We start from the raw sequence: 24,770 nt of genomic DNA on the forward strand, positions 1-24,770 counted from the left end.
ACGAGCGCACACAACGACAATCAAATATACATGCCCCGCGGCCCGGTGAGCAAACGTCCAGGTCGGGGTCAGGAGGGTGAAATGCCGCACCCGATACCATTGTCCTGTGCCGCCTCAATCCGTCCTGCCCCGCCGCCTTCCCTCCCACCGGCTCCTGGTGCTGGGGATCATCGTCGGGCTCGTGGCACTCTTCGTCTCCCCCGCGTCATCTCCCGCGTGGGCGCAGTCGACTCCGGCACCCCCCGCCGAGGCGCCGGCCGACTCCAGTGACAGCGCCGCTGCGGCTGCTGAGAGCAAGACGGTTGTCTTCGGCATACCGGGTCTGACCATAGGAGATATCGACCCGGAGCGGACTCCGAATCTCTTCGAGGTCTTCCGCACCGGGTCGGCGGCGAACCTCAACGTCCGCACGATCGGGTCCGCGACGTGCCCGGCATCGGGCTGGCTGTCCTTCGGATCCGGTGCCCGCGCCGAGGCGGGTCCCCCTCACGAACCCGACGTCGACAACCCTGCCCGCTGCCCTGCCCTCATCGCCCCGTCGACGAGCACCGATCCGGCCGCCGACGACGAGGTCGAGGTCGCCGAAGGGCCTGAGGGTGATGAAAGTCTCCTCACTCGCCCCGGACAGACGGTGCCGGCGACGATTCCCGACTTCGACGCCGTCAAGGAGCCGAATCAGGGCACCGGCTACACCGTCGACTACGGAATGCTCTCCCGCCTCGTCGGTGAGGCAGGCGCGCCTGCCGGCCTCGACGCCTGCGTCGCCGCCGAGGGTCCGGGAGCGGCGTACGCCGTCGCCGATGAGAACGGGCAGATCGGCAACTACACCGAGGACGCGATCGCGGCTAACTGCCGCCTCGCACTCGTCGATCTCGGATCGATCGGCTCCCGTTCGTGGCTGTTCGACCCGATCCCCAACTACTCCTACACCGTGCCCACCGACTACGACCGGCGCGCCTCCGTCGAGGAGGCCGACCGCCGCCTCGGTGATCGGCTCGAGCAGCTGCGCTCCCAGTCGGAGGCGGAGCCGACCGTCATCATCGCCGGACTCGGAGACAGTTCGAGCTCTCCCCGGCTGCGGGCCTTCCTCGCCTCGGGACCCGGTTTCGTTCCGGGCACGCTCTCCTCGGCGTCGACGCGGACGGAGGGTCTGCTCCAGATCACCGACCTCGCCCCGGGCATCCTCGAGCACCTCGGCATCGACTCCCCGAGCGGGATCTCCCTCGACGTCACCCCGTCATCGGCGTCACCGGAGGACCGTCGCCTCGACCTCGAGACCGAGGCGACGAAATCGGAGTTCGTCTACGAGAACCTCTCGACGTTCTCCCTCTTCCTCGACATCGCCTTCTACGTCCTCGTCATCCTCTGCGGGCTTCTGCTCAGCACGATCTTCATCGACCGCTGGGCCCCCGGCCTCCGCAGCGCCATCGCCCGCAGCGCCATCGCCCGTCGCTCCGGTCGCCTGATCGCGGCCCACACCGCGGAGGCCCCGGACGCCGGCAGTGCCGGACTCGCCGACGCTGCAACGGCCCAGACCACCGGCGCCTGGGTCCACCGCACGCTGGCGTGGATCGCCTTCGTCCTCGCGACGATTCCCATGGGGGCGTTCCTCGCGGGACTGCTGCCGTGGGCGCGGTTCCCGCACCCGCAGTTCGGTCTCTTCCTCTCCGTGGCCCTCGGGGCCGCAGCGATGCTCCTCCTCTCCCTGCTCCCGCCGTGGGGTCGGACGTGGCGGGGACGCGTCGCCGCGCTCTCCCTCCTCACCGTCGTCGTCATCGCCGTCGACCTGGCAACGGGGTCACGGCTGCAGGCGAATTCGCTGCTCGGCTACAACCCGATCGTCGGCGGCCGCTACTACGGGCTCGGCAATCAGGGCGCTGCGATCTTCATCGCGAGCCTCTTCGTCTTCCTCGGCCTCCTCGTCTCCCGACTGCGTGCCGCAGGCCACCGGCGGCTCGTCCTCATCGTCCCCGCCATCATCGGCCTGCTCGCGGTGTTCGTCTCCGGGAACCCGTCGTGGGGAGCGAAGTTCGGCGGCACGATCGCCACCCTCGCCGGTCTCCTCGTCCTCCTCGCCCTCGTCAGCCGCATCCGGCTCTCGCTGCTGCGGCTCGGGCTCATCGGCGTCGCGTCACTGGCGGCGCTCATCGGCATCGCGTTCCTCGACTGGCTGCGACCGGCGGGCAGCCGCTCCCATTTCGGGAACTTCTTCGACCAGCTCGTCACCGGTGAGGCGCTGCAGGTCGTCGGTCGAAAGCTCAGCGCGAACCTCCACATCATCCAGGTGAATCCGGCGCTGTCGATCGTCACCCCTCTCGCGGTCATCGCGATCCTCGTCTTCCTCCGCTACCTCCTCCACTTCCCCCGGTTCCAGGGGCCGACCCGGACCGCGCGATTCCTCGACCACTGGCGGGGACGCCTGCCCGAGGTCTTCGCCGACGAGGACCTCCACTTCGGCTTCCTCGCCGCCGTCACCGGGCTCACCGTCGGTCTCGTGCTCACGGACTCCGGCATCGCCGTGCCCTCCACCGGTGCGATGGTCCTCCTGCCCTACCTCCTCGCGCTCTGCGCCGATGACCTCACCGTCCCACACGGCACTGACACGACACGCGGTGCCGCCGCTCTCCTCACGCCCGCCGCCGACGCGACCCGGGAACCGGGCCGATGAGCGCTGCTGTGCGTCCGTGGCTGCTGCGCGTCGTCCTCGGGGCGCTGGCCGCCCTCGTCCTCATCACCGGCCTGCCGCAGGCCGGGCAGGCTGTCAGTGCCGGCCACTCCGCGGACATCGCGCACTCCGCGAGCACCGCGCAGGCGGCAGGTTCCGGCCAGGCAGCCGACGCCCCCCGCCCCGCGGAGAACGCCCCGATCCTCATCGGCACCTCGGGGTTCACGTTCGAGGACCTCGACCCGCAGACGACTCCGAACCTCTGGGCGATGATGCAGTCCTCCCAGATCGGGACGATGACCCCGCGCAGCGTCCGCTCCGTCAGCTGCCCAGTCGACGGGTGGCTCGCCGTGGGATCGGGCCGCCGTGCCGCCGACGAACCGCGGCAGCAGTGCCGCAAGCCCCAGCCGCCGCTCGACGGCTGGGTCGCTGACTGGGACGTCTTTCAGCAGGTCGCACGCGGGGACAACTACGACGCCGCCCTCGGCGGTCTCGCCGAAGCCGTCCCGGCGGTCTCCGCCTACGGTCCGGGAGCCGCGATCGCCGCGGCCGATCCGAGCGGTCGCATCGGCCAGTGGGAGCCGATCGCCGATGACATCGGCCTCCGGGCCGCCTCGTCGTCGGAGTCCGGCGAGCTCGCCATCGTCGACCTCGGCAATTCGGAGGCCGACGGCTACTCGCTCAAAGACCTCGACCGCCGGGTCGGGGCGATCCTCACCGCGACCGGCTGGCTCGGCGCCGACCCGGCGGCCGGCATCGGCGAGGGCACCTCGCCGATCATCTTCGCCTCGATCGCCGACGGCACCCACGACGGGTCCTCGATGCAGGCGACGATGATGCTCGAACCCGGGGCCGAGCCGGGTCTCCTCACCTCCTCGTCGACGCGGCAGCCGGGGCTCATCCAGGTGCCCGACATCGCGCCCACGCTCGTCCAGCTGAGCGGCGGGGAGACGATGGGCAACGTCGCCGGGGCGCCGATGACATCGAACCCCGGCGGGTCGTGGGAGTCGCGCTTCCAGTCGGTGCTCGACCGGCAGGTCGCGGTGACGACGCAGAACGAGATCTCGACGTGGTTCTTCCCCGTCGTCGCCTCGCTCATGGCCGGGCTGCTCGCCCTCGCGTGGTTCCTCCGCCGCCGCCATCGCGAGCTCGTCCACTCCACGGCGTACCGCCTCGGCGTCGTCTTCGCGGCGATGCCCGTGTCGACGTACCTCGTCAACGTCCTCCCGTGGGAGCGGGCGACGAACCCGGACATCGCGATGCTCGGTGCGCTCGTCGGGTGGTCCGTCGTGCTCGGAGCACTCGCGCTCCTCGGGCCGTGGCGCCGGTCGCAGCTCGGCCCCGTCCTCTTCGTCTCCGCCGTCACGGTGGGCGTGCTCGCCTACGACGTCATCACCGGCTCGCAGCTGCAGATGTCGACCCTCCTCGGCGAGCCCCTCCTCATCGCCTCCCGGTTCTACGGGATCGGCAACTCCGCGCTCGCGCTCTACTGCTGCGCCCTGCTGCTCGCCGTCGCCGGCTTCGCCTCCCTCGCGAGACGACCGCTGACGCGCCTGGCGATCGTCCTCGTGCCCGTCCTCCTCTCCTGCGTGCTGCTGGCCGCTCCGGGGCTCGGCACGAAGTTCGGGTCGGTGCCCACGCTCATCATCGGCGTCGCCTACCTCGCCCTCGCCTCGGCGGGCATCCGCTTCTCGGTCAAACGGCTCGGCCTCACCGTCGGCATCGCCGGCTTCGTCATGCTCCTCGTCCTCTTCCTCGACTGGCTGCGCCCGGCTGCCCAGCGCACGCACTTCGGCCGCTTCTTCGACTCGCTCATCAACGGTGAGGCCCTCGGGGTGCTCGCGCGCAAGATCGACATGAACATCGACATCCTCACGCAGTCGTGGATGACGGTCATCCTGCCGCTCATCATCATCGCCGTGTTCTGGGTCGCACTCACCCCCGCGCGCTTCTCGATGCACGGGCTCACCGACCTCTACGCGCGCTTCCCGCTGCTGCGCGCGGCGATGATCAGCCTCGCGATCCTCCTCGGCGTCGGCACCTTCATCAACGACTCCGGAATCGTCGTCCCCGCCGTCGGCATCCTCTTCCTCGTCCCCGTCCTCGCCCATCTCGAGACGCACCCCCGCGCCGAGGCGACCGCGGGCTCCGGGCGCGCAACGCCGGGTCTCGGTGGGGCGTCCGGTGGCGCTGACGGGGTCTCCGCTGACGGTGACGCGTCGGATGGCGCTGACGCTCGTGCGAGGTCGGCGACGCACCGCGGTGCGTCGGTCGGCGCCGAAGCGCCGGCCGGTCGCGAGGACGCCGGAACCTCCGGCGACCGTCAGTCGTCCAACTGACCCTGCCGCGAACGCAGAATGATGACGACGGCAATGCCCTGTCACCGGCGATCACATCCTGGCACCGGCGGCCACGTCTCGTCCGGACGGTCCCGACGACTGCGACGTCTGGACGAGTCCCGATGTCAGCGGCGTCTGCCTGTGGCGACGGGGCGTCCTGCGGCGGAGCAGTCCGGACACCAGTGACGACGTCCGGAGAACAACGACGCACTCCGGCGTACAGCGGCTGCGTCGGGGCAACAGCAACAATCGGGATGAGATAGTCAGTCGAGAGGACAGCGAGGGGCCGGGGAGATCACTCCCCGGCCCCTCATCCAAGCGCTGCGCTCAGTCCTGGTCACGGCTCACGTCGCGCCAGCGGCGACGGCGCCCGGCGTAAACCAGCGGCGCTCACCGCGCCCCCGCAGCACTCGTGTCACGGGCTGAGCGCTCTCATTCTCAGATGCTGATGTTCGCCTTCCTGCGCCGCACCACGGCGATGGCAGCGCCGCCGGCGACGATGAGTGCAAGTGCGGTGGCGACGAGATTGAGGGCCTCGAAACCGGTGCGCGGCAGGTCACCGCCATCCTTCGAGCCGGACGCGTTCGACGCCGAGTCCGAACCGGCACCCGAGCCCGCTCCCCCGCCGTTCGACGAGGCGTTCGCACCGTCTGCGGAAGCGTTCGCACCGTTCGCATCCGAGGCGCCCTGGTCCGAGCTGTCGGCGCTGCCGCCGTTCGACGACGCGTCCGAACCGCCCTGATCCGAGCCATCGGCACTGCCGCCATCAGCATCCGCACTGCCGCCGTCGGCGTCGGCTCCGGCATCGGAACCGGACCCGCCGACGATCTGCGCCGTCGCCTCGAACGGGTGCGGCAGCGGCATCGGGTTGTTGTCCCACCAGTCGGCCTCGCCCGCCTGCAGCGTCGTCGTCACGGTGACTTCACCGGAGGCGTCCTCGGGTGCGGTGACGGTGATCGGAACCTCGCTCGTCCCGGCCGGGATCCCGTCGAGCGTGATCGTCGCGGCAGCGGCCTGGGCCCCCGCCTCGGCGGCAGACGCCTTGGCCGTCGCCGACTGCGGGGTCCCCGCCTCGACGCTGTAGCCCTCGGGCACGTCGACGGTGACGTCGATGGGTCCGGGCACCTCGCCCTTCGAATCCGTCTTCAGGACGAAGTCTCCGCTGGCACCTGGGGCGATGCCGTCGGCCGGGGCGGTCAGCTCGGCGGTGACGTCACCGGTGCTGATGACGTCCTGGGCCGCGTCGGCCTGCCGTTCGGACTTGTCGGGCGCCACCGGCGAGTTCTTCTGGAAGTAGTTCGTCCACGTCTCGAAGTCCGTGAGGCCCGAGAGCTCGAACGACCCCTTCGCGAAGGAGGAGAAGTTGTCACCGCCGGCGGCGAGGAAGCTCAGGGTCGCGACGCGGTAGTCCCGGTTCGGATCGATCTCCTCACCGTTGACCTTGACCGACTTCACGCGTTCGCCGCGGGCCGCGGTCGAATCGTAGACGACGTCGAGCTCCTTGGAGATGCCGAGGTGGAGGAACGGGCGCGAGGCGCCGTCGGGCTGCCACTGCTCTTCGAAGAGACCGATGACGTCGGCGCCCTTCATCGTCACGACGCCGTGGTCGTTGGCGAACGGCAGCACCGCGTTGAGTTCGGCGGCCGTGACCTCGCACGGCTGCTCGTTGTTGTAGATGTCGTCGCACTTGAGATCCGTGCGCAGTCCGCCGGGGTTGGTGATGCCGAAGTCCGCGGGCGCGAGCTGGGAGTCCTCGACCCCGTCCTTGAGGGAGTCGGCGACGAGGTTGCCGAGCGTCGACTCCGCCCCGCGGTCCTCCGCACCGTCCTCGGTGAACGCGCGCGTGATGTCCTCGGTGATCGTGCCCTCGACGACGGAGCCCGGACCCTTCGCCTGCTCCTCGGCGTCGGCGACGATCTGCTTCACCTCGTCGACGACCGGCGAGGCGTAGTCCTTGTCCTCGGTCGACAGCAGATCCGAACTCGATGTCGTCCAATTGCCCGCACCGTCGGATTCGAGCTTGATCTGCCCGACATAGGAGCCGTAGTTCCCCGCCTGGAGAACCGGCCGCGTGCGCTCGGGGTCGCCGGGGACGGGGGCGTTGAAGTTCGATGCGAGGTGCGTATGACCGGTGAGCAGGGCGTCGACGGAGGCATCGGCCTCGGTGACGAGCTTCTTGAACTCCGCGTTCGAGGCCTCCGCGGCCTCGAGGCTGTCGGTGGCAGAGGCGCCGAGGTGGGCCTCGACGACCGTCATGTCCGGCTGCTGATCCTCCGGCAGGGCCTCGATCTCACCGACGACGCGGTTGACGGCGTCCGTCGGGTCGCCGAAGTCGACGTTGGCGATGCCCGCCGGGGAGACGAGTGAGGTGGTGTCCTGGGTGACGACCCCGATGACGGCGATCTTCACACCTCCGACGTCGAGCGTCGTGTAGTCCTCGAGACCGTCGACGACGTCGGTCGTGCCCTTGTCGTAGACGTTCGCGGCGAGGTACGGGAAGTCGGCTTCCGAGACGACGCGGCCGGTGAGGTCGTCGATGCCCCTGTCGTATTCGTGGTTGCCCGTGGCCGAGCCCTGGAGTCCGATCGCGTTGAGGACGTCGATCGTCGGCGAATCCTCCTGCGAGGACGACACGTAGGTCGAGGCGCCGATGCTGTCACCGGCGGCGATGAAGGCGGTACCGGCGGCGTTGTCCTCGGCTGCGAACTTCGCGCGCTCCTCTTCGACCACCGAGGCGACCTGGGCTCCGGCTTCGGAGATCCGACCGTGGAAGTCGGTGATCCCCATGAGCTGGACCTTCGTGCCGGCCGAAGCGGCATTGGGATCGGCGGTCGGGGCAGTCGTCGGGGCAGGCGAGGCGTCACCGGGATCCGATGCACCGGTCTCTGCCGGTGCGCTGTCGTCGGTCGGCTCCTGGGTCGAGGTCGTTGAGGACTCTCCGAGTCCGGCCGCGGCGACCGGCGCGGTTCCGGGCAGCGTCAGCAGCGAGACGGCGGCGCCGGCGGCGAGCACCTTGGGAAGAAGCTTCGACATAGATTCGCATCCTTGTGGTCGTGGCGTCCGCCGCCGGGCGGCGGGAGGAGAAGAGGAACGAGCGTGATCATCGTGTCGCAGCGAAGCGAACGATGAGTGACGTGTACGTGAATCTACACAGGATTCTCACACCTGGGAAGAGGATTCCTCTCAAAATCGCGACCGATGACGACAAGGACAGCAGTCGGAAACCGCGCTGTCGGGCCGCCGCCCTGGGCACGGAGAGCGGCGCACGACCCGGCGTTCGGGCCGTGCGCCGCCGTCTGAGCTCAGCGCGAGTCGGGCCCAGCGCGAGCCAGACTCAGTGCGAGTCCGGCTCTGCGCGAGCCAGGCTCAGCATAAGTCGGGCTCAGAGCTTCGCCTTGATCTTGTCGATGCGCTCCTGGCGCTTCTCCTTGCGTTCGGCCTTCTTCTCCTCCTTGACCTTCTGACGCGCGGCTTCGGCGGCGGCGTAGGCGGCGTCCTCGGCCGCGGCGACCTCGTCGAGCACTTCGTCCTCGGGACGGCGCAGCAGCGTCGCACCGGTCGACTTCGCGAAGTCGTCGAGGACGGTGGGATCGGATTCGACGACCTCGGCGATCACACCGGTCTTCCCCGCCGGCAGAGCCGCACTGAACACGGAGAGCGCGTCCTCGGCGTCGAAGGAGCGCTCCGCGTCGACCGTCGAGCCGATGAGCGCACCGGCGGCGAAGCCGAGGAGCATCCCGAGCGGTCCGCCGAGGACGCCGATGAGCGCGCCGATGCCGCCCCCGCCGAGGGTCGAGAGGCCGAGGTCGTTGTCCTGACCGTCGGTGACCCGCAGCTGGCCCTTGTCATTGCGTTCGACGACCGCCGAGGCGACGATCGAGAGCGCCTCGGAGTCGAGGTCGCGGAACTTGCTGAAGGCTTCATAGGCGGATCCTGAGTTGTCCCAGGTGAGGAGAATGATGTTGGTTTCTGACATGACACGCACCTGCTTTCTCCACGCGGCTCGGTCAGCCGCGAGGGTGGGGATGGAACGCCCCATCGGGGTCGGTGGGGTACTGAGAACTCCACCATCCCTGTAGTAAAGGGTCAATGACGGGTCATCAAGACGGATTGTTTTCCCAGGGGGCGGTCAGAGTCGCTCGACCGACCCGGCCGCTGCTCAGCCGACCCGGTCGTTGCTCGACCGACCCGGCTCCTGCTCAGCCGAGGTCGCGGCGGGCCATCGTCTGCGCGGCCCGGGCCGCGTAGTCGGCCGGATCCGGGTAGCCGACCCCGGTGAGGACGAGACCGTGGGCCGGGGTGACGTGCATCGGTCCGGTCGCGGTGATCCCGGCGTCCGCCTCGGCGAGGAGTTCCGCGGGCCGGGTCACCGGCCACGCCCCCGACCCGACGCGGATGAGGCCGCCGACGAGCGCGCGGACCATGTGATGGCAGAACGCGTCGGCGCGGAGGTCGATCGTGATGACGGCGTCTTGGTCGCGGGCGACATCGAGGTCGTGGAGGGTGCGGATCGTCGTCGCCCCGTCCCGGGGCTTGCAGAACGGGAGGAAGTCGTGGAGTCCGCGCGCCTCGTGCGCGGCCTCGGCCATCGCCTCGGCATCGAGCTCCCCCTTGTGCCGGGGCGTCATCGCGGTGAGCAGCGGGTCGAGGAACGACCGGTGGTCGGCGAGACGGTACTGGTAGGAGCGCCACAGTGCGGAGAAGCGGGCGTCGAAGTCGGCGGGCACCTCGGTCACGGCGTGGATGACGAGGTCGTCGGAGCCGTCGACGGTGAGCACCCCGCGCAGGCGCGAGAGCAGGGCCTGCTCCGGTGAGCGCCCCGACCGTCCGATGAGCTTGGCCAGGCCGGCCTCGTCGACGTCGATGTGGACGACCTGACGCCGGGCGTGGACGCCGGCGTCGGTGCGGCCGGCGACGACGGTGGCCACCTCGGTGCCGGTGACCCGGGCGAGCCCGTCCTCAAGGCTGCCCTGCACGGTGCGCAGGCCCGGCTGCTTCGCCCAGCCGTGGAAGTCCGTGCCCCGGTAGCCGAGGTCGAGGCGGAAGCGGGTCACGCCTCGACCACTCCCCGTTCCGGTCCCTGGTCGGCGCTGTCCGCATCGCGCGCCGAGGTGGTCGTCCCCGGTCCGCGGGTCACTGTCCTGTCCGTTGTGCGGGGCACGGCGGAGTCCGCGAGCGCCTCGGTGAAGTGCTCCCGCGGGGTGAAGACCCGACCGAAGAGGCGCGAGAGCGTGCGGCGGCGCTGGTGGTGGTAGCGGTCGACGTTGGCGTTGTAGAGCCGGGAGACGGCGATGATGCGCTCGGAGAGGACGCTGAGCTGACCGTGGAGCAGCTGGACGGTCATGTCGAGTTCGTCGCGCATCCCCGTCGAGGCGTCGGGTCCGCCGGTCGCCTCGGCGCGGCGTCCCGGGAGAGCCGCGGCATCGTTGATCTCCGCCGTCAGGGCGTTCTCCGCGGCCGCTCCCCGAGGGCCGAACGGCGCGCGTTCGGCGGAGGCGAGCGCGAGTTCGAGCGGGGAGAGATCACGCGTCGTCACCTGCTGGAGGGTGCCGAGGTAGGCCGGGACGAGGGCATGCCGGGCGCGGAGTTCGACGACGAGCTGCCGTTTCGCCTCGTCGCAGAGGGAGCGGGCCATCGAGAGCTGGTTGAACCGGAGGATGATGAGCATGACCGCGGCGACGACGAGAACCGAGACCGCACCGGCGGTGACGATGGTCCAGAACACCCGGGCTCCTCTCACGTGCAGTCGGCCGAGGTGCCGGCGACCGCCTCGGCGGTTCAAGTTTACGCAGGGTTCACCCTCGTCGCGAACGCGTCGACCCCCGGTCACCTGGCCGGGCCGATTTCCGACAGTGGTCGCCGACACGTCGCCTGTCCGTCGCCGTGTCTTCACTCTGGCGGCGTGGACTGAGTGCTGTGAGAGTAGCGATCATTGCAGAATCCTTCCTCCCCAACATGAACGGGGTCACCCACTCACTCCTGCGGGTCCTCGAGCATCTGTCCGATCGCGGCGACGAGGTCCTCGTCATCGCCCCGGGCACTCGCCGCGACGGCCCCAAAGAGGTGTCGGGGGCGAGGATCGTGCGCGTCCCCTCGATCGCCCTGCCGAAGTACCGGCGCATCCGCGTCGCTCCCGGCGGCGTCACCCGGATCCGGCGTCTGCTCGAGAAGTTCTCCCCCGATGTCGTCCATCTCGCCAGTCCCTTCGTCCTCGGGTGGCGCGGGGTGCTCGCCGCGCAGAGCCTCGACCTGCCGACCGTGGCGATCTACCAGACCGAGGTGCCCGCCTATGCCGCGCGCTACGGGATGCACGGCATCGAGGCGATGCTGTGGACCCACGTGCGCAACATCCACCAGCACGCCTCCCTCACCCTCGCGCCCTCGTCGTACACGATCGCGCAGCTCCAGGGTCTCGGCGTCGCCGAGGTCGATCACTGGGCCCGCGGAGTCGACTCGAGCCGCTTCGACCCCAGCCACCGCTCCGAGCAGTGGCGGCGCTCGGTGGCTCCGAACGGGGAGCGGATCATCGGCTTCGTCGGTCGGCTCGCCGCGGAGAAGCAGGTCGAGGACCTCAGCGTGCTCGCCGATGTGCCCCATGCCAAGCTCGTCATCGTCGGCGACGGTCCGTGGCGGTCGAAGCTCGAGCGTCTGCTGCCGAACGCCCACTTCGCGGGCTTCCTCGGCGGGGACGCCCTCGCTCAGGCGGTCGCGAGCTTCGACCTCATGGTCGCTCCCGGTGAGCTCGAGACGTTCTGCCAGACGATCCAGGAGGCCATGGCCTCCGAAGTGCCGGTCATCGCCCCGGCCCGCGGCGGTCCCCTCGATCTCGTCGACTCCTCGCACACCGGGTGGCTGTATGCACCGAAGGACCTCGCCGCAATGCGTCAGCACGTCGTCGATCTCCTCGGCGACGAGGCCAAGCGCCGGGCCTTCGGCGTCGCCGGACGCCAGCAGGTGCTGTCTCGGTCGTGGAAGAGCGTGTGCTCCCAGCTCGTCGGCCACTATTCCCGCGCAATCGAGAATCCCACCCCGCAGGTCATGGGCCGCAGCTTCAACGTCCTCGCCTGGGCGGGTGCGGAAGGCACCACGACCCGCTGACGATCGAGCCGCCAGTGCCGGTGGCAGGCTGCGCACCCGGCCAACGCACCCGGCTGCGGCTCACTCCGTGCCGTCAGCGTTCGCGCCCTGCGCACGGGTGACCAGCCACGCGACATAGAACGAGAGGGGCAGCGCAGTGGCGTAGATCGCGATCGGCGAGACGATGCCGCTGCTGAGGGTCATCATGACGACGAGATAGACGAGAGCCCCGAGGAGCGCGAACCGGTCGGCCGGGACTGCTCGAACCTTCCGCCGCAGGCTCACCCACAGTCCCGCACCAGCGAGGATTGCGGCGATGACCTGGACGGATGACAATGCGCTCGCGGTCTCGGGCACGCTCTGTCCGTTGCGGCCGACGCTGATGACGGAGAAGAGCAGAGCGGCGATGATGACCAGGGGCATGCGATCCTCTCTTCGGTTGCGGTCCGCTTCCACCGTAACAGGACCACGCACACACGGATTCGCGTGCTCGCGGCGGCTCAACCCGCAGGTCATGGGCCGCAGCTTGGGCCTCCCTGAAATCGAGACGGACACTTCGCGTCGAGACCGACAGTTGTCAGTGCCGGTCTCGACGCGAAGTGTCCGTCTCGATGGCTGGGGCGTTACTTCCCGACCCACTCGGCGACGGTGACGACATCGGCCTGCCAGGGCAGCACCTTCTCGATGAGGACTCGGTGGACCTCCTCGTCGCGGTCGGCGCAGGCATCGGCGAGGATCGTCACGGGATAGTCGAGGTCGGCGGCCTGCCGCATCGTGGCGAGGACGACGCCGCGGGTGGCGATCCCGGCGAGCACGAGCTCGGTGGCCCCGAGGCCCCGGAGCACCTCGGCGAGGTCGCTGCCGCTGAACGCCCCGACGCGGCGCTTCGTCACGAGCAGCTCATCGTCCCGGCGCCCCATGACATCGAGGATCTGCGTCGCCTCGCTCTCCTCGGACAGGTCGCCGTGGGAGGCGATGCGCATGAACGGTGAGGTCTCGGGCAGCTCGGGATAACCGGGTCGCAGCGCCACGTGCACCCAGACGACGGGGATGCCGACCTGCCTGGCGTGGGCGATCGCGTCCTTCGTGCGGGCGACGACGTCAGCCTCGGCGAAGGGCCCGGCGATGCCGTTCTGGAAGTCCATGGCCAGCAGGACGGTGCCGGTGTGGTTCTTCATGAGCATCTCCCCTCTGTGCGGGGTCACTCGCCCCGCTGTCTCCGACGGTACTCCGGAGATCGGGTCATCGGGGTGGGCATCTCTGCTGGCGATCAGTCGACGATGCCGCGGGCGTCGAGGGCGCGCCCCGTGTCCTGCGCGTACTTCACCGATCGGAGGATCGCGGGCACGACCCGAGCCCTGAGGCTCGTCTCGAGCCCACGGGCGCGGGCGGCCCGGTCGGCGTCGGTCAGCAGCCCCGAGATGTGCGAGATCGCGCGGACCATGAGTCCGGCGGTCAGGGCGATGACCTCGGTGTCGACGCCGAGGCGGCGCAGCGGGGAGACGATCGCCGCGAACGCGTCGAGGAGCTGGCCGACGGTCGTCGTCAGAGTGAGCAGCAGTGCCGCCTGGACGCAGGCGAAGACGGTGCCGGCCACGGCCAGACCGGCCTGCAGGGTTCCGAAGAAGACCTGGAGGACCATGACGATGACGACGAGAACCGCCGCATACGCCCAGGTCAGGGCGAACCGTCGGACGGGCAGGCGGGCGCTGAAGCCGACGAGGACAAGGACGGCGAAGATCGACCAGTTGATGATCGGGTCGCGGAAGATCAGGGCGACAAGACCGATGACGGCGATTGCCGCGAGCTTCCACCCCGTCGGCACCCCGTGCAGCCAGCCCCGTTGCCTGCTCACCGTTCCGAAGAACTGAGGGCGACGCCGGACCCCGGCCCGCGACCGGCCCGCGCTTCGTGCCTGGCCGGCTTGGGTCTGCGCTGCCTGGGTCTGCCCTGCTTGGGTCTGCCCGGCTTGGGTCTGCGCTGCCTGGGTCTGCCCTGCTTGGTTCTGCCCTGACTCAGTCATGGGTCTCGCTCATGACGATCTCCCGGTAGGCCGCGACCGCCTCGGTGGGGGTGCCGTCGTGGGCGATGCGCCCGGCCTCGACGACGATGGCGCGGTCGGCGATCCCGGCGAACTCGAGGTCGTGTGTGGAGACGATGATGCGGACGCCGCGTCGGGCCACGAGGTCGTTCAGCCGTGCGCGCAGCCGCTCCCGGTTGCGCAGGTCGAGCAGGGTCGTCGGTTCGTCGAGGACGAGGATCTGCGGGTCGACGGCGAGGACGGCGGCGAGGGCGACGAGCTGCCGCTGCCCGCCGGAGAGCTCATAGACGCTGCGGTCGGCGAGGTCGGCGATCCCGAGTTCGTCGAGCACGGCGAGGGCCGCCGCCCGGCGTTCGCGTTTGGGCACGCGGCGGCGCAGGGAGAGTTCGATGTCCTCGAGTGGGGTCGGCATGACGAGCTGTGCGGCCGGGTCAGTGAAGACGAAGCCGACGTGAGAGCGCACCTCGGCGGGCTGCCGGGCGGGATCGATGCCGTCGATGAGGACCTGTCCGGCGTTGGCGGTGACGAGTCCGTTGAGCAGCTGGAGCAGCGTCGACTTGCCCGATCCGTTCGCCCCGATGACGGCGACCGCGGGCTCGGTGAGCCGCAGGTCGATGTCGGTGAGGATCGGCCGGAAGGCATCGCCTGTGGGAGTGTCGTCGACGACGCCGACCGTCACCCCGGACAGGGAGATCTCCCGGTGGTCCCTCGCCCGGGCAGGGGTGGATCCGGCCGACACCGAGGCGGCCCCGGGGTCTGCGGCGGACCCGGGCACCGCCTCGGGGTCGGCTGCGGACCCGGGCACCGCCTCGGCGGTCGATGGGGCGTTCGATGATGGGCGGCGGCGGAAGATCACTCGGCGTCCGGGATCTGGGGGCGGACGCCTCGGCGGCGGAGGATGTCGGGGAAGGCCCGGTGGATGAGCAGGGCCACGGACACCGCGAGGATGTTCTTGATGATGTCACCGGGCCAGTAGATGAGGTCCGCAGCGAAGGCGACGCCGAGCGGGAGGTCGCCGTTGATCGACATGCCGAGGATGCCGAGCGGGTGGTTGAGCAGGAAGCTCGCGCCGAGGGAGCCGAGGAACATCGCGACCCACAGGGCCGCGCCCCGATAGCGGCGCAGCGCCCAACGGGCGACGAATCCGGCGGCCAGGGCGTAGAGGGTGAAGGAGATGATGTAGCCGGCGCTCGGGCCGGCGAGGACGGCGATGCCGCCGCGCATCCCCGAGAAGATCGGCAGTCCGAGCAATCCGAGGACGACGTAGAGCCCGACGGCGGCGGCCCCGCGCCACGGGCCGAGGACGAGGCCGCACAGCGCCACAGCGAAGGTCTGCAGGGTGATCGGCACGCCCACCGGGCCGACGGGGATCGGGGGCAGCATCGCGAACGCCGCGAGCAGGGCGGCGAAGACCGCGATGAGCGCGATGTCGCCGGCCCGGCTCGGGGTCTTGAGCGAAGCGGTGCCCGCCGAGGCGGCGGTGCTGTCTGCGTGGGTCATGGGTTCTCCAACGGTCGGGTCGTCCCGGGCCTCACCCGGGCTGACCCCACTGTAGCTGAACACCGTTCAGGAGTTGTCGGCGGGGCACAGATCGTGCCCCGCTTCTTGGCAGGGCTCGACCCAGCGCCCGACCCAGGGCCCGACGCGGCACCCGACCCAGCGCCCGACTCGGCACCGGTCGCGGCACCCGCGGACGCCCGAGGTCACCGCACACGAGCGGCGCTCACTCCCATTCGATCGTGCCCGGAGGCTTCGAGGTGACGTCGAGGACGACGCGGTTGATGTCATCGACCTCGTTGGTGATCCGGTTCGAGATCACCGAGAGCGTGTCGTAGGGGATCCGCGTCCAGTCGGCGGTCATCGCATCCTCGCTCGAGACCGGTCGGAGGACGACGGGGTGGCCGTACGTGCGGCCGTCACCCTGGACGCCGACGGAGCGGACATCGGCGAGGAGGACGACCGGGCACTGCCAGATCTCACCGTCGAGGCCGGCCTTCGTCAGCTCCTCACGGGCGATCGCGTCGGCCCGGCGGAGGATCGCCAGGCGCTCCTCGGTGACCTCGCCGATGATGCGGATGCCGAGGCCCGGGCCCGGGAAGGGCTGACGGGAGACGATAGCCTCGGGCACGCCGAGTTCACGGCCGATCGCGCGCACCTCGTCCTTGAACAGGGCGCGCAGGGGTTCGATGAGCTGGAACTGGATGTCCTCGGGCAGCCCGCCGACGTTGTGGTGGCTCTTGATGTTCGCGGTGCCCGACCCGCCGCCGGATTCGACGACGTCGGGATAGAGGGTGCCCTGGACGAGGAAGCCGATCTCCTCGCCTTCGTCCTTGGCCTCGAGGACGAGGTCGGCGGCGGCGGTCTCGAAGGTGCGGATGAATTCGCGCCCGATGATCTTGCGCTTCTCCTCCGGGTCGGTCACCCCGGCGAGCTCCTTCATAAACCGCTCACGGGCGTCGACGGTGACGAGGCGGACGCCGATCGAGTTGACGTAGTCGTTCTCGACCTGTTCCCGTTCGCCTTCGCGCAGCAGCCCGTGGTCGACGAAGACGCAGGTGAGCTGATCGCCGATCGCCTTGTGGACGAGGGCGGCCGCGACCGAGGAGTCGACGCCGCCGGAGAGCGCGCAGATGACCTGCTTGTCCCCGACCTGCTGGCGGATGAGGTCGACCTGTTCGTCGATGACGGACTCGTTCGTCCAGTCGGCCTCAAGACCGGCGACCCGGTAGAGGAAGTTCTCGAGGATCTTCTGCCCGTTCTCGGAATGGAGGACCTCAGGGTGCCACTGGACGCCGGCGAACTTCCGTTCGGGGTGCTCGAACGCCGCGACCGGGGTGTCGGGAGTCGAGGCGAGGACAGTGAAGTCCGCGGGCGCCTCGGCGACGGAGTCCCCGTGGGACATCCACACGGTGTAGGCATCGGGGGTCTCGGCGAGCAGTGCCCCCTGGTCGGCGACGGCGACCGGAGTCGAGCCGTACTCGCGCTTGTCGGTCTTCGCGACGCGACCGCCGAGGCTCGTCGACATGAGCTGGAACCCGTAGCAGATGCCCATCGTCGGGACGCCGAGGTCGAAGACCGCCTCGTCGAAGGGCGGCGCCGCCTCGTCGTTGACGCTCGAGGGTCCGCCGGAGAGCACGATGGCCACGGGGTTCTTGGCCGCGAACTCGGCCGCCGGGGCGTCATGGGCGATGATCTCGGAATACAGTCCCGCCTCACGGATCCGGCGGGCGATGAGCTGCGCGTACTGCGCGCCGAAATCGACCACGAGAACAGGAGGCACCTGTGTGCTCTGGGGGTTCGTCATGCCCCCAAGTCTAATCAACGGCAGGACGCGCCGGATCGCCGGCTCCGGACGGAACTCAGCGACCGCCTCGGCGAGGGTCCTCAGCTCCTGGGAGCGACGACGACCGCGGCGGCGAGCTCAGCTTCGACCTGACGGTGGATGCGGCGCTCGAGGATGAACGACATCACCGGAACGACGCCGGCGAGGGCGAGGATGAGGTAGCGGCCGAGGCTCCAGCGCATCTGCTGATTGAGCCAGAAGCAGCCGATGAGGTAGACGACGTAGCACCAGCCGTGGCTGATCGCGATCGCCGCGGCGAGATTGAAGTCACCGAACATCAGCGCCGTCGACGGGTCCGGGGCGATGAGGTACTTGTAGATCATCTCGACCGTGAGGATCATGAGCATCGTGCCGGTGATGATCGCCATGACGCGATAGAACTTCAGGGCATTGCGCGCCGAGGTGAAGCGCTTGACGCTCCACAGGTTCGACTCGTCGACCTCGGGGCGGGAATCGAGGTTCTCGGGGTGGTCGCTCACGCTTCGGGTCCTTCGGTCGTGGTGCTGGCAGTCGGGGAGGGCTGGGTCTGGCTGTCGGCTCTGCGCGGTTTCGCCCCGCCGTGCCGGTGGGCGGGCAGTCCGGTCAGCCCGGACATCACCTCGGGGTCGATCCGCGCCTGGCCGGCAGGTTTGACGATGACGTAGTCGCCGCCGGTGGACGGGTCCTTCCCGTTGCCCCCGGCCTCGCCGAGGCGGGTCCTGACGTAGTCGTCGCGCAGCAGCTGCCACCACATGTAGAGGGCCATGCCGGCGAAGATCAGCCATTCGATGGCGTAGACCGCCGACTGCAGGTTGAAGCCGCCCTCGTCGCGGGTCGTCGTCGTGTCGACCTGGGTCAGTCCCCCGGTGCCCACCGAGGCGGCCGCGCCGGTGGCGGACTCGGGCATGAGGAAGCCGGAGTACGTGAGCAGGTCGGGGAAGAGGTTGATGAGCTGCGAGGTCGAGACCGTCTTCACCTGCCCTGGCGGCAGGTCGGTGCCGGGTTCGGGCCCTTCGACGGGACCGATGCGCGCCACGAGCGACACCGGGCCCTCGAGCGCCCGTGAGTTCATCGCCGTCGCCTCGTCGGTGGTGAAGCCGCGGAGGACGGGGATGGCGATCGTCTTGCCGGTCGTGTCCGCGACGGCTCCCTCGCCGAGGCGGGCGTCATCGGGGGCGAACATCGTGACGACCCAGTACCCCTCTTCCCCGTCGTTGATCCGGCCGGGAACGACGACCTGGTCGTCGGGCAGCCAGCGGCCGGTGAGACTGACCCGCTGATCGGCGAGGATGCCCGGCATCGGGGCCTGGGCGCCCATCAGCTCGTTGAAGTCCTTCGTCTCGTCGACATCGGTCGAGGACACGACCTCGTTCTTGTGCTGGGCACGGTCGACCTGCCATGCCGACAGTCCGACGAAGCAGCTGACGAGCACGAGGACGAAGACCAGGGACCCCAGCCATTTGGGAGTCAGTGCCAGACGGAACAGATCAGACCACCGATCCAGGCTGGTACGGGGACACGGTGACGTCGACGCGCTGGAACTCCTTGAGGTCGACGTACCCGGTCGTGGCGAGCGCCCGGCGCAGCGCACCGGCGAGGTTGAGTTCGCCGATCGCAGTGCGACCGGGACCGAAGAGGACCTGTTCGAGGCTGCCGACCGTGCCGAGTTCGACGCGGTGGCCGCGGGGCAGCTCGGGGTGGTGGGCTTCGGCACCCCAGTGCATGCCGCGGCCGGGGGCTTCGGTGGCGCGGGCGAGCGCGGTGCCGAGCATGACGGCGTCGGCGCCGACGCCGAAGGCCTTGACGATCTCGCCGCTCGTGCCCAGACCGCCGTCGGCGATGACGTGGACGTAGCGGCCGCCGGATTCGTCCATGTAGTCGCGGCGGGCGGCGTGGACGTCGGCGATCGCGGTGGCCATCGGGGCGTGGATGCCGAGCGTGCGCCGCGTCGTCGCCGCCGCTCCCCCGCCGAAGCCGACGAGGACGCCGGCAGCGCCCGTGCGCATGAGGTGGAGGGCGGCGGTGTACGTGGCGGCCCCGCCGACGATGACGGGGACGTCGAGTTCGTAGATGAACTGCTTGAGGTTGAGCGGCTCGGCCTGGGAGGAGACGTGTTCGGCCGAGACGGTCGTGCCGCGGATGACGAAGATGTCGACACCGGCATCGACGACCGTCTTGTAGAACTGCTGCGTGCGCTGCGGGGTCAGGGCCCCGGCGACGGTGACGCCGGCGTCGCGGATCTCCGCGAGGCGGGCGGTGATGAGGTCGGCGCGGATCGGGGCGGAGTAGAGCTCCTGCATCCGGGAGGTCGCCATGTCCGAGGGCAGCTGGGCGATCTCGGCGAGCAGCGGGGCGGGATCGTCGTAGCGGGTCCACAGGCCCTCGAGGTCGAGGACGCCGAGACCGCCGAGGCGCCCGAGCGCGATGGCGGTGTCCGGTGACATCGCCGAGTCCATGGGCGCGCCGATGAACGGCAGCTCGAAGTGGTAGGCGTCGATCTGCCAGGACAGGGAGACATCCTCGGGATCGCGGGTGCGACGTGCGGGGATGATGGCGATGTCGTCGAGCGAATAGCCCCGACGACCGCGCTTGCCTTTGCCGATCTCGATTTCAGAACTCACGCGCACAGCCTATCCCACCGGACTCTCAGGAGGTCTCAGCCGACTGTGAGGGAGGCAGCGGCTGCCGAGGCGGGTCGGTGCCGGGGCGCGGCCGTGGGAATTGCCTCCCGGAGGTGGATCCCGCTCGATTTTCGCCGCGAAGTCGAGCGGGATCCACCTCGGGGAGCGCCCCAACCGCAGTCCGGGGTGCGGTGTCCGGGGGAAGCCGGACGACTGTTCAGGGGAAGCGGTCGGCGGCGACCGCCTCGGCGGCGGAGGCGAAGGCCCGCACGTGCGGCAGGTGGGCTTCACGGTCACGGACGTGCATGACGACGCGGCGCACCGGGGTGGGGTCGGTGAGGTCGACGGCGACGAGGCCGGGCGGCAGGTGCTCGGTCGAGAGCCGGGGCAGCACGGTCACGGCGAGGTTCGCCGCGACGAGGGCGAGTGCGGCGTAGTCGTCCTCGGAGGCGGCGAACATCGTCGGCTCGAATCCTGCGGCAGCGCACGCGAGATCGACGACGCGGCTCGTCGGACCGTTCCACAGGTCGTAGTTGACCCAGCGTTCGTCGGCGAGCTCCTTGAACGGCACGAAGTCGCGGCCGGCGAAGGGATGGCGTTCGGAGACGACGACCCGGTAGTCGTCGTCGAAGAGCACGGTCCGCGACATCCCCGGCAGGCTGCCCTCCTCGTCCTGGGGGACCTCGTTGCGGATCTCGATCGTGCAGTGGCTGCGGCGGACCTTCGCCGGTTCGTTGAGCTGGATGTCGAAGCGCAGGTCCTCGTGTTCGAGGGCGACGGGGCCGATGATGTCGGGCAGGAGGACGGCGTTGAAGGAGGTGAACGCCGCGATGCGCATCCGCGGGCGGTGGACGGCGCTAAAGCTCTCGACGAGGCCGTCGAGGCGGCCGAGGCCGGTGAAGACGTCGGAGGACTCCTCGGCGAGGCGGCGCCCGAGTTCGGTGATCTCGATCCCGCGTCCCGACCGGCGGTAGAGCTCGGCGCCGACCGCCTTCTGCAGAGTCGTGATGTGCTGGCTCACAGTGGCCGGGGTGTAGTTGAGGCTGCGCGCGGCGGCGACGACCGAGCCGGTCGCGACGACGGCCCGCCACACGCGCAGGCGCTGGAGGTCCCACATCCGTCCAGGGTAGCCGAGATCGTTCGGTGCCGCCTGATGATCGTTTGAGAATGATTGCTTTTCGCAACGCTTTTTCTGCGGCAGACTGGTCATCGGCGTGATTCGCGCCGCCGCGTCTCGGCCGCAATCGGCCGGCATCCGGCTCGTTCGTCCTCGCCAGCACTCGCACCACCACCCCGACAGGAGTCCCATGACCGGTCCTGAGCTCATCACCATCGCCGGCGCCGCCACCGTTCTCGCGGTCACCCCCGGACCCGAGACGATCCTCACCGTGCGTCTCTCGGCACTGCGCCGCAAGGCCGGGCTCATCTACTCCCTCGGTTCGGCGACCGGCATGACGATCTGGATGATCGCCGCGCTCACCGGGATCTCCGCACTCCTCACCGCCTACCCCTCGGCGCTCCTCGTGCTCAAGATCGTCGGCGGTGCCTACCTCTGCTTCCTCGGCGTCCTCGCTGCCCGGCAGGCGCTGAAGATCCGCAGCGAACTGCGCGGCACCGCCCCGCTCGGCCCCGTCGGCGAGATCGCGGCGGCCACCGATGACATCGTCGCCGATGACCTCGTCGCCGAGGTGGCCCCGGCCAAGGGCGCCCACCCGTGGGGCCAGCTCGCCTCGATCATCTCCTACCGCCGCGGCCTGCTCTCCTCCCTGTCCAACCCCAAGGCGGGCCTCTTCTTCCTCGCCGTCATGCCGACGCTCGTCCCCGCCTCCCCCGCGGGCACCGACTACGTGCTCCTCGTCGCGATCGTCGTCGGCCTGCTGCTCGCCTACCAGATCCTGCTCGCCCTCATCGCCGGATACGCCGCCGCTGCCCTCCAGCGCCGCAGCACCGACTTCTGGATCGAAGCCGTCTCCGCCGGCATCCTCGCCGTCATGGGCATCACGGTCGCCGCCATCCCCATGTGACGCCCCCGCTGGGGTTGTGGCGCAGGTGGTGCGCCGCGGTCGGTGCGACATGGCCGGACAACGTCGTGTCTGCCGCTACACAGTCGGCGCTGCGGCCCGCGGCTGCCGCGACACTGCCCGTGCGGCGCGGCGCAGCCCCCACCGCACGGTCCGCCGCGGCGACACACCTTCTCCACGGCCCCTGTCGGCCAAAAGTAAAACTGCAGGGAACTAAACGCCCGCAGTTCTACTTTTGGCCCGCAGAACACGCGCACCCCGAACTTCTCGCCAGCAGAACAACTTCTCGCCAGCGCCACATCCGGCGCGCCATTGCCGATCGGTGCGACGCGGCGGGCGACAGCGAGCCAGTCATTACACAATCGGCGCTGCGGCCCGCGTCTACCGCGCGAGACACCGCCCGTGCGGCGCGGCCTCGCAACACGATCGGTGCGACGACACACCTTCGCCACAGCCCATGTCGGCCAAAAGTAGAACTGCGGACGACTGAAAGCCCGCAGTTCTACTTTTGGCCCGCAGAACCTGCGCGCCCCGAACTTTTCGCCTGCCGAACACCTTTTCGCCATCGCCACATGCGGCGCGCCATTGCCGATCGGTGCGACGCGGCGGGGCGACAGCGAGCCAGTCACTACACAGTCGGTGCTGCGGCCCGCGGCTACCGCGACACTGCCCGTACGGCGCAGCTCCTCGCCACACGATCAGTGCGACGACACGCCTTCGCCACGGCCCATGTCGGCCAAAAGTAGATTTGTGGACGACTGATCGCCCGCAGTTCTACTTTTGGCCCGCAGAACCCGCGCGCCCCGAACTTCTCGCCTGCAGAACAACTTTTCGCAAGCGCCACATCCGGCGCGCCATCGCGCGAAACGGCGCCGGTGCCCGAGATCGCTCTCGGACACCGGCGCCGCTGACTGCCATTCCGGCCGAGCTGCCCCCGCGGAGAATGCGGCGAGCGGCTCGAGCCGGACGAGGTTCAGTCGCTGTGGTTGGGGCCGTCGCTGCGGGGGCCGTCACCGACCGAGCCCGTACCAGGGCCGGCACCGGGAGCCGCACCGCCGCCGACTGGGCCGGCACCGCCGACCGGACCGGCACCGGGAGCGCGGCCGGTCGCACCGCCGAGGCGGTCGCCGGTCGGATCGCCGACCGAGGACTCGACGACGTCGGCCGCCTCATCCTCGACCTTGCCGAGCAGCCGTGCTGCGGCCTCTCGACCGCCGAGGCCGAAGGCGAGTGCCGCGGCGGCGGCTCCACCGATGACAACGGCACCGAACGCGAGGTTGATGATCGAGTCCGCGATGCCCATGTAGCGCAGGCCCATCGCAATGAACAGAGCGATCGCCGAATAGCGCAGCACCTTGCTCGCGATGTTGTTCGTGATGAACTTTCCGATGAGCGCCGCGATGAGGAAGCCGGCCGCGATGATCACCGCACCGAAGAGGACGCTGCCGCCCAGCGCGAGGATCTCATTGAGGATGTTGGTGATCTCGGGGAAGCCGAGCATCCTCGTGGCCATGATCGCGAAGAAGATCATGATGGCGACTTGGACGATCTTCGTGATCACCGACGACGCGCTCGTGCCCGCGGGGAAGATGCCGATCGAGTCGATCGCCTTATCGGTGCCGACACCGCGGAGGATCTCCTCGAGCAGGTTGCCGAGGAACTTCGCGATCACCCAGCCGATGGTGAGCAGGATCGCCGCGGCGATGATGAGCGGGATCGCCTGGAGGAACATCTCGAGCATCTGCTGCGCGGGATCGGAGATAGCTGCGATGCCGAGCACCTGAAGCGCCGCGATCGAGACGACGATGATGATGATTCCGAAGACGAGATTGCCGACGAGGTTGACCACCCGAGCGTTCGCATCGGCCTGCGCGTTCGGCTGACCGTAGCCCTGCTGGCCAGGGTGTCCCTGCTGGCCGGGGTGCCCCTGCTGACCGGGATGCCCCGGCTGACCGTAGCCCTGCTGGCCCGGATGGCCCTGGCCGGGATGGCCCTGACCCGGATGACCCTGGCCGGGCTGACCCTGCGGCGGCATCGGCTGATCCTGCGGCGGCTGACCACCGGGCTGGCCCGGTCCCGCCGGTCCGCCCTGACCCATGGGCGCGCCCTGAGGATTGACCTGGTCGAGGTTCGCCGTCGGCTGCGATGTGCCACCGGGACGACGGAAGCCTCCATCGGAGTCCGCGACGCTGACCGCGCGATCACCGATCGACCGGAACTTCGAGGTCAGCCGGCTGAGATCGACGGTGCCGAGGGCGGTGACGACGAGCTGTTTGGCGATCTTCGCGAACACGTAGCCGATGAGGAAGATGAAACCGGCGCCGATGATGTTCGGCAGGAACCCGAAGATTCCGTTCGCCAGTCCCTGCAGCGGCGTGAGCACCTGATCGAGGGCGAACAGCTGGAGTACCGCGATGAGACCGAGGATCCAGATGACGAGGCCCGCGATCTGCCCGACCGAGCGGCCGATCTGCTGGCCGTTGTGCCCGTCTCTCTGCAGAGCCGGGATCTTGGCCACGAGCTTGCCGATCGCCCATTTGACGATCGAGGCGACGATCCACGTGACGATGAGAATGAGAATTGCAAGGCCCACATTGATGAGGACCGGCCATATGTCTTGCATTTCCGTTGTCTCCTTCGGATTCTGCGGACTAACAAGGCGTCATTGCCGCTTGTTGATTCGG

19 protein-coding genes are annotated in these 24,770 nt (G+C 69.5%); 4 read left to right on the forward strand and 15 right to left on the reverse strand.

Annotation, left to right across the window (positions count from 1 at the left end; genetic code table 11):
• Positions 1-106: 106 nt before the first annotated feature.
• Together ACFQ91_RS00290 and ACFQ91_RS00295 are read left to right on the forward strand one after the other, a co-directional pair.
• The gene (locus tag ACFQ91_RS00290; RefSeq protein WP_376870764.1) at positions 107-2,668 is read left to right on the forward strand and encodes a hypothetical protein; all 2,562 of its coding nucleotides are present in this window, start codon (positions 107-109) and stop codon (positions 2,666-2,668) included.
• Positions 2,665-5,004 (forward strand): hypothetical protein, encoded by a 2,340-nt coding sequence (locus ACFQ91_RS00295; protein WP_376870761.1) that lies wholly within the window; start codon positions 2,665-2,667, stop codon positions 5,002-5,004. The genes ACFQ91_RS00290 and ACFQ91_RS00295 overlap by 4 nt, the downstream gene beginning before the upstream one ends.
• Before the next feature lie 438 nt (positions 5,005-5,442).
• Here ACFQ91_RS00295 and ACFQ91_RS00300 read toward each other — a convergent pair whose 3' ends face one another.
• The 4 genes from ACFQ91_RS00300 to ACFQ91_RS00315 form a co-directional block, all read right to left on the reverse strand.
• Positions 5,443-8,037 (reverse strand): 5'-nucleotidase C-terminal domain-containing protein, encoded by a 2,595-nt coding sequence (locus tag ACFQ91_RS00300; RefSeq protein WP_344251174.1) that lies wholly within the window; start codon positions 8,035-8,037, stop codon positions 5,443-5,445.
• A 349-nt stretch (positions 8,038-8,386) separates the two neighbouring features.
• Entirely contained in the window at positions 8,387-8,980 is a 594-nt protein-coding gene (locus tag ACFQ91_RS00305; protein WP_198499408.1) for a DUF1269 domain-containing protein, read from the reverse strand.
• 223 nt (positions 8,981-9,203) lie between these two features.
• Positions 9,204-10,058 carry a tRNA pseudouridine(38-40) synthase TruA gene (gene truA / locus ACFQ91_RS00310; protein WP_211978880.1) on the reverse strand — a complete coding sequence of 285 codons (855 nt, stop codon included), beginning with the start codon at positions 10,056-10,058 and terminating at the stop codon, positions 9,204-9,206.
• Positions 10,055-10,729 (reverse strand): LemA family protein, encoded by a 675-nt coding sequence (locus ACFQ91_RS00315; RefSeq protein ID WP_376872963.1) that lies wholly within the window; start codon positions 10,727-10,729, stop codon positions 10,055-10,057. The genes truA and ACFQ91_RS00315 overlap by 4 nt, the downstream gene beginning before the upstream one ends.
• 230 nt (positions 10,730-10,959) lie before the next feature.
• Here ACFQ91_RS00315 and ACFQ91_RS00320 point away from each other — a divergent pair, with 230 nt between their 5' ends.
• Positions 10,960-12,102, forward strand: a complete 1,143-nt coding sequence (locus ACFQ91_RS00320; protein WP_137825635.1) for a glycosyltransferase family 1 protein — start codon at positions 10,960-10,962, stop codon at positions 12,100-12,102.
• A 60-nt stretch (positions 12,103-12,162) separates the two neighbouring features.
• Here the strand turns inward: ACFQ91_RS00320 and ACFQ91_RS00325 are convergent, their stop codons facing one another.
• The 10 genes from ACFQ91_RS00325 to ACFQ91_RS00370 all read right to left on the reverse strand — a co-directional run bounded on the left by ACFQ91_RS00325 (position 12,163) and on the right by ACFQ91_RS00370 (position 21,182).
• Positions 12,163-12,504, reverse strand: coding sequence for a hypothetical protein (locus ACFQ91_RS00325; protein ID WP_137825636.1), 342 nt, complete (start codon positions 12,502-12,504; stop codon positions 12,163-12,165).
• A 200-nt stretch (positions 12,505-12,704) separates the two neighbouring features.
• Positions 12,705-13,259 carry a cysteine hydrolase family protein gene (locus ACFQ91_RS00330; RefSeq protein ID WP_137825637.1) on the reverse strand — a complete coding sequence of 185 codons (555 nt, stop codon included), beginning with the start codon at positions 13,257-13,259 and terminating at the stop codon, positions 12,705-12,707.
• A gap of 92 nt (positions 13,260-13,351) precedes the next feature.
• Positions 13,352-13,936 (reverse strand): CbiQ family ECF transporter T component, encoded by a 585-nt coding sequence (locus tag ACFQ91_RS00335; RefSeq protein WP_249356770.1) that lies wholly within the window; start codon positions 13,934-13,936, stop codon positions 13,352-13,354.
• A 160-nt stretch (positions 13,937-14,096) separates the two neighbouring features.
• Positions 14,097-14,978, reverse strand: coding sequence for an energy-coupling factor ABC transporter ATP-binding protein (locus ACFQ91_RS00340; RefSeq protein ID WP_376904000.1), 882 nt, complete (start codon positions 14,976-14,978; stop codon positions 14,097-14,099).
• The gene (locus ACFQ91_RS00345) at positions 14,975-15,622 is read right to left on the reverse strand and encodes a biotin transporter BioY (RefSeq protein WP_137825639.1); all 648 of its coding nucleotides are present in this window, start codon (positions 15,620-15,622) and stop codon (positions 14,975-14,977) included. Before ACFQ91_RS00345 ends, ACFQ91_RS00340 begins: the two co-directional genes overlap by 4 nt.
• Before the next feature lie 223 nt (positions 15,623-15,845).
• The gene (gene guaA / locus ACFQ91_RS00350; RefSeq protein WP_137825640.1) at positions 15,846-17,426 is read right to left on the reverse strand and encodes a glutamine-hydrolyzing GMP synthase; all 1,581 of its coding nucleotides are present in this window, start codon (positions 17,424-17,426) and stop codon (positions 15,846-15,848) included.
• 80 nt (positions 17,427-17,506) lie between these two features.
• Positions 17,507-17,944, reverse strand: a complete 438-nt coding sequence (locus ACFQ91_RS00355; RefSeq protein WP_137825641.1) for a DUF3817 domain-containing protein — start codon at positions 17,942-17,944, stop codon at positions 17,507-17,509.
• A complete protein-coding gene (locus ACFQ91_RS00360) occupies positions 17,941-18,876 on the reverse strand; it encodes an SURF1 family protein (protein WP_249356771.1) in 936 nt (311 codons plus the stop codon). The genes ACFQ91_RS00355 and ACFQ91_RS00360 overlap by 4 nt, the downstream gene beginning before the upstream one ends.
• A 55-nt stretch (positions 18,877-18,931) precedes the next feature.
• Entirely contained in the window at positions 18,932-20,065 is a 1,134-nt protein-coding gene (locus ACFQ91_RS00365; protein WP_198499416.1) for a GuaB3 family IMP dehydrogenase-related protein, read from the reverse strand.
• A gap of 217 nt (positions 20,066-20,282) precedes the next feature.
• Complete coding sequence (locus tag ACFQ91_RS00370) at positions 20,283-21,182, reverse strand: LysR family transcriptional regulator (protein ID WP_211978872.1); 900 nt, start codon at positions 21,180-21,182, stop codon at positions 20,283-20,285.
• Between the two features lie 190 nt (positions 21,183-21,372).
• Here ACFQ91_RS00370 and ACFQ91_RS00375 point away from each other — a divergent pair, with 190 nt between their 5' ends.
• Positions 21,373-22,089: a LysE family translocator gene (locus tag ACFQ91_RS00375; protein WP_211978871.1), complete on the forward strand. Its 717-nt coding sequence runs from the start codon at positions 21,373-21,375 to the stop codon at positions 22,087-22,089.
• 970 nt (positions 22,090-23,059) lie between these two features.
• Here ACFQ91_RS00375 and ACFQ91_RS00380 read toward each other — a convergent pair.
• The gene (locus ACFQ91_RS00380; protein ID WP_211978870.1) at positions 23,060-24,709 is read right to left on the reverse strand and encodes a mechanosensitive ion channel; all 1,650 of its coding nucleotides are present in this window, start codon (positions 24,707-24,709) and stop codon (positions 23,060-23,062) included.
• Positions 24,710-24,770 lie beyond the last annotated feature (61 nt).

Origin of the sequence: Brevibacterium sp. NPDC056726 (assembly GCF_042790515.1) — a bacterium.
GTDB lineage: Bacteria > Actinomycetota > Actinomycetes > Actinomycetales > Brevibacteriaceae > Brevibacterium > Brevibacterium sanguinis.

What these genes read in the sequence shown, in the direction of transcription:
- ACFQ91_RS00325 (WP_137825636.1), bottom strand. Translation starts at nt 12,504, where the DNA reads ATGCCCCTGGTCATCATCGCCGCTCTGCTCTTCTCCGTCATCAGCGTC.
- guaA (WP_137825640.1), bottom strand. Translation starts at nt 17,426, where the DNA reads ATGACGAACCCCCAGAGCACACAGGTGCCTCCTGTTCTCGTGGTCGAT.
- ACFQ91_RS00295 (WP_376870761.1), top strand. Translation starts at nt 2,665, where the DNA reads ATGAGCGCTGCTGTGCGTCCGTGGCTGCTGCGCGTCGTCCTCGGGGCG.
- ACFQ91_RS00370 (WP_211978872.1), bottom strand. Translation starts at nt 21,182, where the DNA reads ATGTGGGACCTCCAGCGCCTGCGCGTGTGGCGGGCCGTCGTCGCGACC.
- ACFQ91_RS00300 (WP_344251174.1), bottom strand. Translation starts at nt 8,037, where the DNA reads ATGTCGAAGCTTCTTCCCAAGGTGCTCGCCGCCGGCGCCGCCGTCTCG.
- ACFQ91_RS00305 (WP_198499408.1), bottom strand. Translation starts at nt 8,980, where the DNA reads ATGTCAGAAACCAACATCATTCTCCTCACCTGGGACAACTCAGGATCC.
- ACFQ91_RS00320 (WP_137825635.1), top strand. Translation starts at nt 10,960, where the DNA reads ATGAACGGGGTCACCCACTCACTCCTGCGGGTCCTCGAGCATCTGTCC.
- ACFQ91_RS00345 (WP_137825639.1), bottom strand. Translation starts at nt 15,622, where the DNA reads ATGACCCACGCAGACAGCACCGCCGCCTCGGCGGGCACCGCTTCGCTC.
- ACFQ91_RS00380 (WP_211978870.1), bottom strand. Translation starts at nt 24,709, where the DNA reads ATGCAAGACATATGGCCGGTCCTCATCAATGTGGGCCTTGCAATTCTC.
- ACFQ91_RS00330 (WP_137825637.1), bottom strand. Translation starts at nt 13,259, where the DNA reads ATGAAGAACCACACCGGCACCGTCCTGCTGGCCATGGACTTCCAGAAC.
- ACFQ91_RS00375 (WP_211978871.1), top strand. Translation starts at nt 21,373, where the DNA reads ATGACCGGTCCTGAGCTCATCACCATCGCCGGCGCCGCCACCGTTCTC.